Origin of the sequence: Citrobacter sp. TBCS-14 (assembly GCF_005280805.1) — a bacterium.
GTDB lineage: Bacteria > Pseudomonadota > Gammaproteobacteria > Enterobacterales > Enterobacteriaceae > Citrobacter > Citrobacter gillenii.
Genome location: NZ_SZWM01000281.1, coordinates 330 through 611 on the forward strand (window position 1 = coordinate 330; position 282 = coordinate 611).

Genomic DNA, 282 nt, shown 5'->3' on the forward strand with positions numbered 1-282 from the left:
AGCCTGACCAGTATCCGTATGATTAAGGCTTTTGGTCTGGAAGACCGACAGTCGGCGCTATTTGCCGCAGATGCTAAAGATACCGGCAAGAAAAACTTACTGGTCGCCCGCATTGACGCCCGTTTTGACCCCACGATTTATATCGCCATTGGTATGGCTAACCTGCTGGCTATCGCCGGGGGAAGCTGGATGGTGGTTCATGGCTCTCTGACCCTTGGTCAGTTAACCAGTTTTATGATGTATCTCGGGCTGATGATTTGGCCGATGCTGGCGCTGGCATGG

General features: G+C 52.5%; 1 protein-coding gene. It reads left to right on the forward strand.

Going from position 1 to position 282, the window contains the following annotated elements; all coding sequences use genetic code 11:
* Nucleotides 1-282 (forward strand): ABC transporter transmembrane domain-containing protein (locus FDX22_RS31010; RefSeq protein WP_255432905.1); only part of this gene is annotated, 282 nt, incomplete at both ends.